The sequence below is a fragment of the uncultured Blautia sp. genome, from assembly GCF_902497045.1.
Lineage (GTDB): Bacteria > Bacillota > Clostridia > Lachnospirales > Lachnospiraceae > Blautia_A.
In genome coordinates this window covers 1-8,158 of sequence record NZ_CABVDF010000124.1, presented here as the reverse complement: position 1 = coordinate 8,158, position 8,158 = coordinate 1, and the positions used below count along the sequence as shown (strand labels likewise).

6 protein-coding genes and 1 pseudogene are annotated in these 8,158 nt (G+C 41.2%); 5 read left to right on the top strand and 2 right to left on the bottom strand.

The annotated features are described in order from the left end of the window. Positions 1–163 precede the first annotated feature (163 nt). Complete coding sequence (locus RDS42_RS09655; protein ID WP_243873697.1) at positions 164–1,033, top strand: CorA family divalent cation transporter; 870 nt, start codon at positions 164–166, stop codon at positions 1,031–1,033. Positions 1,034–1,176: 143 nt separating this feature from the next. Here RDS42_RS09655 and RDS42_RS09650 read toward each other — a convergent pair whose 3' ends face one another. Together RDS42_RS09650 and RDS42_RS09645 are read right to left on the bottom strand one after the other, a co-directional pair. Beyond that, entirely contained in the window at positions 1,177–1,710 is a 534-nt protein-coding gene (locus RDS42_RS09650) for an HdeD family acid-resistance protein (RefSeq protein WP_022066662.1), read from the bottom strand. A 72-nt stretch (positions 1,711–1,782) separates the two neighbouring features. Then, the gene (locus RDS42_RS09645) at positions 1,783–2,223 is read right to left on the bottom strand and encodes an Hsp20/alpha crystallin family protein (protein ID WP_022066663.1); all 441 of its coding nucleotides are present in this window, start codon (positions 2,221–2,223) and stop codon (positions 1,783–1,785) included. Positions 2,224–2,564: 341 nt separating this feature from the next. Here RDS42_RS09645 and RDS42_RS09640 point away from each other — a divergent pair, with 341 nt between their 5' ends. From RDS42_RS09640 to kdpB, 4 genes and pseudogenes are all read left to right on the top strand, one after another. Continuing rightward, positions 2,565–3,413, top strand: coding sequence for a DUF4118 domain-containing protein (locus RDS42_RS09640; RefSeq protein ID WP_022066665.1), 849 nt, complete (start codon positions 2,565–2,567; stop codon positions 3,411–3,413). After that, a complete protein-coding gene (locus RDS42_RS09635) occupies positions 3,352–4,071 on the top strand; it encodes an ATP-binding protein (protein WP_308783477.1) in 720 nt (239 codons plus the stop codon). Before RDS42_RS09640 ends, RDS42_RS09635 begins: the two co-directional genes overlap by 62 nt. Before the next feature lie 9 nt (positions 4,072–4,080). Next, positions 4,081–5,724: pseudogene (gene kdpA / locus RDS42_RS09630) on the top strand (potassium-transporting ATPase subunit KdpA); the annotation flags it as partial. A 45-nt stretch (positions 5,725–5,769) separates the two neighbouring features. Then, entirely contained in the window at positions 5,770–8,070 is a 2,301-nt protein-coding gene (gene kdpB, locus RDS42_RS09625; RefSeq protein WP_308783476.1) for a potassium-transporting ATPase subunit KdpB, read from the top strand. The last annotated feature ends 88 nt before the right edge of the window (positions 8,071–8,158 follow it).

Below are 8,158 nucleotides of genomic sequence, written 5' to 3'. Positions count from 1 at the left end.
CTTATTGATATATAAAGAAACTTTGTGAATAATGCAAAAACAGCATGAGCTATTTCAATAATGGCGATAGGGATTATATGTAACAGTGCCTGCCATTTCGTATTTACATTTCATAAAAAGAAAGAGTATTCTGATTTTCAAGAGCAGAATAATGGGAAGGAGTATGAGTGATTCTATGATGAATATACATTTCCTTACGATCTTACGGGAAGATGAATTTCGTGAGTTGAAGAAAGTTTTTCCGCATGATAACGAATTATTACGCAGTATCAGATCAATCCGATACTGTAAAGCAGAAGTGTTTCGGGATTGTATTCTGGGAACCTTGCGAGTACCGGAAAAAAATGAAATACGTACACCACATGTTGTTTGTGGATTTTACCTGACAGATAAAGAACTTTTTTTAATTGAGGACAGTGGGAAATTGAAACACTGGATAGAGAAAAAGGAAGAAGAGTTTCAGGAGCTGAAATCGCCGGATCAGTTTCTTCTTAAGATGATGGAACTGATGATTGAAAATGATCTTCTATATTTATTACATTTGGAAAAAGAAATTGAAAAGATGGAAGATCAGCTCATAAAAAGTGTTCCAGATAATTTCTTTACGGTTCTTACAAAGTATCGACAGAAACTATCTGAGCTGGATGCATATTATGAACAGCTGGCTATGATTGGTGATCTATTACAGTCTCAAGATGGACTGACTATTATCCATAATACAGAATCGTGGAATCGTTATGCACTCAGGACAGAACGACTGCATAACCATGTGCATTTGCTTAGAGAAAATATACTGCAGTTACGTGAACTGTATCAATCTCAGCAGGATGCACAACAGAATAAAATTATGTGTATATTGACAGTTGTGACAACCTTATTCCTGCCACTTACACTTTTGACCGGCTGGTATGGGATGAATTTTGTAAATATGCCTGAGCTGCAGTGGAAATACGGATATGTTGCAGTGATTGCAATTGCAGTAATTACAATTATTCTGGAACTCATTTATTTTAAAAAGAAAAAATTGTTGTAGGATAAGATTATCCGTAGAGAGTAAAAGATTTTTTTCAGAATTAGGTATTCATTAAAATAGGCTGCACACAATTTTGTATGCAGCCGAATCTATATGAAGAGGTGCCTTTTTCCTCTTTGGCAATGTTAGTTTTTGTTATATTTTTATAACCAGAAACGGTTGGAAAAGCATCCACGCATAACGGATACAATTCCCTGAAGGATCAGGAAAAATCCGATTACCCAGGCCATAGCTGCAATACTTGCAAATGGATGTGTGAAAGACAGAAAACCAATCACAGTCAGCAGGATTCCAAGTACCGTAAACCAGCCCCAGCCTCTTACTCCCAGTTTTTGAAGGTCAAAGGAATTAACCAGTTTGGTGATACCTGAAAAAATCAGCCACATTCCTAAAATAAAGGAGATTGTCATTGCTGTAAACCATCCATTTCCCAAAATGAATAAAGACATCAGTACGGTCAGAATGCCGTCAGCAAGAAACCAGCCAGATCCTGCCATATAATCATGACCGGCTGCAAATATCACTATATCTATAATGCCGGAAAACATCATGGCAACTCCAAAGATAATGGGAAGACCATAAAGAATTTCTCCGGGATTCCTCAAACATCCAATCCCGGTTATAATCAGAAAGATTCCGGCTAAAATCCATAATACTTTTGATGTCGTTTTACTCATATCAAAAACCTCTTTCCCAATTGTGTTTAGCTTTTAAAACAGGCAGGGGTTTTATTCCCTGCCCGTTTGAGATTAACCTTCAATGGCAATATAATGGGAGTTGTTTTCTACTGTCTTCTGCTCTTTTGGAACAGTAAAGGAAAGAATACCATTTTCAAATTTCGGATGGATGTCTTCTCTCTGAACATTATTTCCTACATAAAAGCTCCTGCTTACATTTCCGGCATAACGCTCTCGGCGGATATATTTTCCTTCCTTATCCTTTTCATCTTTATCAAGACCTTTTGCGGCACTTACCGTTACATAACCGTTTTCAAGCTGGATCTGAATCTCATCTTTCTTAAATCCCGGAAGATCAATGGCCACTTCGTAAGTGTTGTCTTTTTCCTTTACATCGGTCTTCATGATATGGGGAGCATGTTTCCCATACAATTTTTTATCGATGTCCGGAAAAGCAAAATCATCCATAAAATCATCAAATAAACTTTCTCCAAAAATATTAGGCATTAACATAAGTCATATCTCCTTTCATGACATAAACTAAAGTTTGCACTATCGGAGAAACCCGAAGTGTTGATTTATGAATATCAGGAAGAGAAATCATTTCCTCTTCCTTTGTTCTATGCGTAATATAACATATGAATTAGCACTCGTCAATAGAGAGTGCTAATAATTATGTGAAGATTTTGTGAATTATAAGAAATTATATGACTACTGATATTAGATCCAGCGGCATTGATTCCAAATGTTAATCATTATTTGAGCAGAAACAGAATGCCATGTTTCATGGGATTGGAAAAACAGACTGCGAGTGCTATACTTAACGGGATTAATATGATAATAAAGAGACGATCATGATGATGAAAAAGAAAGAAATCCTGCAGAGCCTGTTGAAATTGGTGGTTATCGTATTTGCAGCCACCGTACTTGGGAAGATTTTTACAGGGCTTGGATTTCCAGAAACGAATATTGTTGTGATGTATCTTCTGGCTGTTCTTCTGGTTGCGAGATTTACATCAGGATATCAGTATGGGATTTTATCTGCAGTAGTTTCACTCCTATGTTACAATTATTTTTTTACGGAACCCTATCATACGCTTGCAGTAAATGATCCCGGGTATCTGATTACTTTTTCCATTATGCTGACAACTTCCATTCTTACAAGTGCCCTGACAACAAAAGAAAAGCTTTTAACGGAAGAAGCAAATGAAAGAGGGAAAGAAAGCCAGATCTTATATATGCTTTCCAGTAAGTTGTCTGATGCGGCGGATATGGAAGCTGTTCTCAGAATTGCAGCAGAAAGTATTAGTCATCTGCTTCAGGTAAATGTCGGATGCATTTATGTTGGAAGGCAGTCTGAACCGATCTTCATCCAGCAGTCCGGAAAAGAGCAGATTCACAGAAGCGTGCCGGATGCAGATGAGATTCGGAAGAGATATACAAATCTTCGAACCGAATATCTGGAAGAAGAGGACACTTATGGGTACCCGGTCAACGGACGGGAGCATTTGCTGGCAGTTGTTAAAATTGATAAAACCGTAAATGAAGAACATCTGCAGGAAAAGAAAAAGTTACTGCATTCTATTATGGAGAATGTTTCCATGGCAATGGATCGGATTGAAGTAACGATAGAAAGAGTTCGTGACAGAGAAAGCATGGAACGAGAGAGAACGTGCGAATCTTTTGCGTGCAATCTCTCATGATCTCAGGACACCACTGTCGGGTATCATGGGGACATCGGAAATGCTGATGGATATGACTGACAAAGAAGACAGACGTCAGGAACTGCTTCAAGGTATTTATCAGGACGCAGACTGGCTGAAATCATTAGTGGAAAATATATTAAGCCTGACCAGGCTGCAGGATGGTAAAATTGTGATACAAAAAGAAATGGAAGCAATCGAAGAGGTGATTGGCTGTGCAGTTGCTCATGTGGAACGGAGCTTTCCGGAGCGGGAGATACAGGTAGAGATACCGGAAGAGTTCCGGCTAGTGCCGATGGATGCAAAGCTGATTGAGCAGGTAATTACCAATCTGTTGGACAATGCAGTGAAACACACAAGACCGCAGGAAGCCATTACTGTTTCTGCCAGTTACACAGAAGATGAACTACTGGTTTCTGTCCGGGACGAAGGAGAGGGAATTGCTGAAGCAGACGTTTCCAATCTATTTAAAATATTTTACACTTCCAAGACTCGTTCAGTTGATGTGAAAAGAGGAATCGGGCTGGGGCTTACGATCTGTGAGACGGTGGTAAATGCCCATGGCGGAACGATCATCGGGCGGAACCGGACGGATAGAAAGGGAGCAGAGTTTATCTTTACATTACCTCTCACGGAAGGAGGAAGAAAAATTGTTTAAAGAAAAAATATTGACCCGGAAGAAGATATGTCATGGAAAAAGTATCTGGTAAGTGTACTGGCATTTTCCGGATTTGGACTTCTGGTACTGTTTCTTTTACAGGTGTTCCAGAAATTCCTCCCATTTAATCCCCAGCATATAGAGGGAATGAGTTGGGATCTGTCACTGAATACTGCCATCAGTTTTGTGACAAATACAAACTGGCAGGCATACAGTGGAGAATCACAGCTCAGCTATCTGTCTCAGGCTCTGGGGCTGACGGTTCAGAATTTTGTGACACCGGCTACTGGTATTGCAGTTTTATATGCTCTGATCCGTGGTTTTACCAGAGTAAAAGGAAAAGGCGTGGGAAATTTCTGGACAGACCTGACAAGATCCACCCTGTATGTTTTAATGCCGCTTTCTCTGGCAGGTGCACTTATGATTGCTTCTCAGGGTGTTCCACAGACATGGAAAGCTGCAGAAACTGTAGAATTGATGGAGCCGGTTGCTTTTGATGCTGATGGCAACTATCTGGAGGATGCCAGAATAAACGGAGATACCGTAACGGTAGATGGAGAGGTTGTAGAGGATGCGGAAGTTGTTACAGAGGAAATCGTTCCTCTCGGTTTTGCGGCAAGTCAGATTGCTATTAAACAGCTGGGTACCAATGGCGGTGGATATTATGGTGTAAACTCTGCACATCCGCTGGAAAATCCGAATTGGTTCAGCAATTTACTTGAGATGCTGTTTTTGCTTCTGATACCTGCGTCATTATGCTTTTCATTTGGCCGTGACGTAAAAGACAAAAAGCAGGGAATTGCAGTTTTTATGGCGATGTTTCTGATGTTAATTGCGGCAATGTCTGTAGTAGCAGTGAATGAGCAGTCCGCATCTACGGTCCTTACAGAAAATGAATATGTAGATACTTCCACTGACGGACAGGCTGGTGGAAATATGGAAGGAAAAGAAGCAAGATTCGGTATCGGTTCCTCTGTCACATGGGCAACATGGACGACGGCAGCATCCAATGGTTCCGTAAACTCTATGCATGACAGCTATACGCCTCTTGGCGGTATGATCACAATGCTTCTGATGCAGCTTGGTGAAGTAGTATTCGGAGGCGTAGGGTGTGGACTTTACGGTATGCTTGGATTTGCAATATTAACTGTATTTATTGCAGGATTGATGGTCGGAAGAACACCGGAATACCTGGGAAAGAAGATTGAGCCTTATGAAATGAAATGGGCAGTCCTGGTATGCCTTGCCACACCAATCGCCATATTGGTATTCAGTGGAATAGCAGCAGCGGTTCCATCCGTTGCAGAAAGCCTGAATAACTCCGGGGCACATGGTTTTTCTGAAATGCTGTATGCATATTCATCAGCCGGAGGAAACAATGGTTCTGCATTTGCCGGTTTTGGCGCAGATACTCCATTTTTGAATCTTACTCTTGGTGGTGCAATGCTCCTGGCAAGATTCCTCCCAATTACAGGAATCCTTGCAATCGCAGGAAGCATGGTACAGAAAAAGAAACTGGCAGTTACAGCAGGAACCTTATCTACCAGTAATGGAATGTTTGTATTCCTGCTGATCGTGATCGTGCTGCTGATTGGTGCTTTGAGTTTCTTCCCGGCACTGGCATTGGGACCGATTGCAGAGTTTGTTGGATAAAAATCAGGAATAATCGAATGATTTGATCATATGGAGGAATCAAAAATGGCAGAAAAACAAAAAACTGCCCTCTCTGATAAAAAAATGATGATGAGGGCAATCAAAGATTTATTTATTAAGTTAAAACCGAAAACGCAGGCAGGCAATCCGGTCATGCTTCTGGTTTACCTGTCGGCAATCATGACTACCGGACTCTGGCTTATTTCTCCGATTTTCGGAATTGGAGATGCACCGACCGGCTATACCTGTGCGGTTGCAGTGATCCTGTGGTTTACGGTATTGTTTGCAAATTTTGCAGAAGCGATTGCAGAAGGAAGAGGTAAGGCACAGGCAGATTCTTTGAGAAAAGCAAAGAAAGACGTAGATGCCCATAAGATCCCGTCACCGGATCAGAAAGAAAGGATTACAGTTATTCCGTCCACAAGCCTTAAAAAAGGAGATTTGGTTCTGGTAAAGGCAGGGGAACAGATTCCAGGTGATGGAGAAGTTGTGGATGGTGCTGCATCTGTGGATGAAAGTGCAATTACCGGTGAGTCTGCACCGGTAATTCGTGAGAGTGGCGGAGACAGGAGTGCCGTAACAGGCGGAACCACTGTGCTGTCTGACTGGATTGTTGTGAGAATTACCAGTGAAGCAGGGGAAACCTTTATGGACAAGATGATTGCCATGGTAGAAGGAGCAAATCGTAAGAAGACACCGAATGAGATTGCATTGCAGATTTTTCTTGTTGCATTGTCCATCGTATTTATTATGGTAACCATGTCCCTTTATACATACTCTATGTTCTCTGCAGAGCAGGCAGGAATACCGAATCCTACATCCATTACGACCCTTGTTGCATTGCTGGTCTGCCTGGCACCGACAACCATTGGTGCGCTGCTTTCTGCAATCGGCATTGCAGGTATGAGCCGTCTGAACCAGGCTAATGTGCTGGCAATGAGTGGAAGAGCCATTGAAGCGGCAGGTGATGTAGATATTCTGATGCGGGATAAGACAGGAACGATTACTCTGGGAAACCGTCGTGCAGATGCCTTTATTCCGGTAGATGGAGCTTCGGAAAAGGAACTGGCGGATGCAGCACAACTGTCTTCCCTGGCAGATGAAACGCCGGAAGGAAGAAGTGTTGTAGTTTTGGCAAAAGAAAAGTTTGGAATCCGGGAAAGAAGTCTTTCTGATAAAAATATGGAATTTGTCCCATTTACCGCAGTGACCCGGATGAGCGGTGTGAATTTTGCAGGGACAGAAATCCGAAAAGGAGCTGCAGATGCAATTAAAGATTACGTGGTAAAAGGCGGAGAAATTTATTCTCCGGAGTGTGATCATATTGTGAAAGAGATTTCATCCAAAGGAGGAACACCTCTGGTGGTGGCCAAGAACCATATCGTTTTAGGCGTCATTTACCTGAAAGATATTATAAAAGACGGTGTGCAGGAAAAGTTTGCGGATCTTCGTAAGATAGAGAAAGAAAAAAAGCTATGGTCGCAGACAACCATTTCAGACATGTTAAAAAATGAGGTCTATCTGGGAAAAACTGTGTGGAGTAAAAAAAGAGTTGCAGTAACTGGAAGTACCAAACTTGCCAAAAATGACAGAGAGGATTGGATTATTGTAGAAGGAACACATGAACCAATCGTGTCAGAGGAATTATTTGCAAAGGCGAATGAGATGGCATTTTCAAAAGAAAAACGTCCATACAAACCAAAGAAAAAAAGTCATGCAATTTTGATGTGTCCATCATGTGGTAGACGGTTGGACTTAACGGGATCTGGTAAATCGTATCGCTGTCCACAAGCACACATGACCGGACTTCCAGAGTGTTCCAACAGCAAGATGGACAAAGTGGAATTGGAGGAAACGGTTTTAGCCTGTGCCAGAAACATGGTTCGGTTTATATCAGATAATCTGGAAAAGAAGAAAAAAGTGTGGCTGGAAACATCTATTCAGGAAGAAAAGCTCTCTACTCTGGCGAGCGAAAAGAAGCGTCTGTCATCCAGAAAGATGAAATTATATTCTGATTACAGAATGGGAAGTCTTACGAAAGACCAGTATATCTCAGAGCTGGAGATAACAACAAAACGCATTGCTGAAATTGATCAGTGTATTCCGGAGATTGAAAATGAAATTGAAGAAGCCCGGAAAAAGATTGAGGAAGCAGGAGCGAAACAGGCAGAGCTGAATGATATTGCAGCATTACAGTCTTTTGATAAAAACGTGCTGTACAAGATTATTGATAAAGTGTATGTCTATGGCGGCGGAAGAATAGAGATCATCTGGAAAATGGATGATATTTTCTTTGTGGGAGATAAGAGTAAAGTCATAGATGTGAATGAGAAAAAAGATGAGTAATTATTTGCAGGAGCATCGCCAGGGAAAACTGGCGGTGCTTTTTGCAAGAAAAACATATTTTTTTTAGTCTTATATTGACAAAAGCAGA

Bases quoted from the DNA above. Each gene is read 5' to 3' on its own strand.
- kdpB (WP_308783476.1), top strand. From the start codon at position 5,770: ATGGCAGAAAAACAAAAAACTGCCCTCTCTGATAAAAAAATGATGATG.
- RDS42_RS09655 (WP_243873697.1), top strand. From the start codon at position 164: ATGAGTGATTCTATGATGAATATACATTTCCTTACGATCTTACGGGAA.
- RDS42_RS09645 (WP_022066663.1), bottom strand. From the start codon at position 2,223: ATGTTAATGCCTAATATTTTTGGAGAAAGTTTATTTGATGATTTTATG.
- RDS42_RS09640 (WP_022066665.1), top strand. From the start codon at position 2,565: ATGATGATGAAAAAGAAAGAAATCCTGCAGAGCCTGTTGAAATTGGTG.
- RDS42_RS09650 (WP_022066662.1), bottom strand. From the start codon at position 1,710: ATGAGTAAAACGACATCAAAAGTATTATGGATTTTAGCCGGAATCTTT.